The following is a 1,398-nucleotide window of genomic DNA, read 5'->3' as shown; positions in this document are numbered from 1 at the left end:
CCACGTCTCGGCCAGGAGCAATCCCCGCGAGTGCGGGGCCGACCCCCGGCCCCAGCGCCCGGCCGCCCCCTTCAAGGAGCAATCCCCGCGAGTGCGGGGCCGACACTTCCTGACCTGCTGCGATTGGGCGCAGAGTGCGCCAATCCATTCAGTTCGAATCCGGAGCCCGCGTTGCGATATCGACGTCCCAGAGGCCATCTCTCCCAGCTGCGCCCCGGTGAGCCGACTCTGAACCTTCGACAGCATCGTACGGGCTGTTGTCAGGCTTGGGTGTCGGGGACGGGTTCGCTGGTGAGGGCGTCGTGGCCGACAACGGCGCCCGCTACCTGGCGCATGCCTGGTGCGATGCCTTCGCCACCGAGGGCATCGCGCACAAACGCACCCGACCCTACCGCCCCCAGACCAACGGCAAGGGCGAACGCTTCAGCCGCCCCTGCTCGACGAATGGGCCTACGCACGGCGCTACCGCACCGAACAGGAACCCCGCGACGCCTACCTCGCCAGGCTCCAGACCTACAGTCACCACCACGGACACACCGCATTCGCAGGCAAGCCACCCGCCAGCCGCATCCCCAACTTCACGGGACAGGACATCAGGAGGTTGCGCAGACAGGCGCGATGGGGCTCCTCGGGAGATGAAGAGGCACAGGGCCTGGTGATCACCGGGAACCCTGCTTCTCTGTGCCGTGTCCTGGAACTCAGGCAGTGCACGAAGTCGCGGCGGGGCGCCGACCAGCGGTGAACGCGGCCGGTGGGACACCCATGAAGTGGCGGAACTCGGCGGTCATGTGGGACTGGTCGTAGTAGCCGGCCGTCGTGGCGATGTCCGCCCATCGGCCCGCATCGGCCGCGAGCACGGTGCGGACGCGGTGGATGCGTGCGAAGTGCTTGGGGGACAAGCCGGTGGCGTCGGTGAACAGGGCGCGCAGGCGGCGCTCACTGATGTGCAGCCGGGCCGCGGTCGCGGAGACGGTGGTGTCGGCCAGTAGACGCGCCGCCTCTTCGAGCCGCTCCGACGGTTCCGGGCGGTCGGCCAATGCTTCTTCGAGAGCGGTGACCGGGTCGGCGGCGAGCCGGTCGATGTCCAGGCCCGGTAGTTCGCCAAGCGGCAGGACACCGTCGGCGAGGCCGTTCAGCGAAGGGAGCCGAAGGCCGCACTCTGATCGCTCGACGGTCCCGAAGGTAAGGTGTCGACGCACCGCTTCCGCCGTACCCCGCGCAGCCGTGGGTACGTCGGCTCCGGACGCCGTCGCGAACGCAGCGGCAGACCCGGGCGGCGGACTATCGTGTCCGGTTCGGGTGGCGGCCGCCTCGCGCGGCACGAGGAGCGGTCGTTCGGCGGGGGGCGTGCATGCTGAAGGGGCTGGCCCAGTGGGGTCAAGAGCTCTACTGGACGAG

At 69.6% G+C, this 1,398-nt stretch carries 1 protein-coding gene; it reads right to left on the bottom strand.

Annotated elements, in window-relative coordinates; all coding sequences use genetic code 11:
* Positions 1 to 698: 698 nt before the first annotated feature.
* Positions 699 to 1,199 (bottom strand): helix-turn-helix domain-containing protein, encoded by a 501-nt coding sequence (locus ACIQOV_RS41405; protein WP_401056307.1) that lies wholly within the window; start codon positions 1,197 to 1,199, stop codon positions 699 to 701.
* Positions 1,200 to 1,398: the final 199 nt, after the last annotated feature.

The sequence above is a fragment of the Kitasatospora sp. NPDC091257 genome (assembly GCF_044757675.1).
GTDB classification, from domain to species: domain Bacteria; phylum Actinomycetota; class Actinomycetes; order Streptomycetales; family Streptomycetaceae; genus Kitasatospora; species Kitasatospora lactacystinica.
Note: the sequence above shows the minus strand (reverse complement) of the source record. Positions and strands in the feature narration are given on the sequence as shown.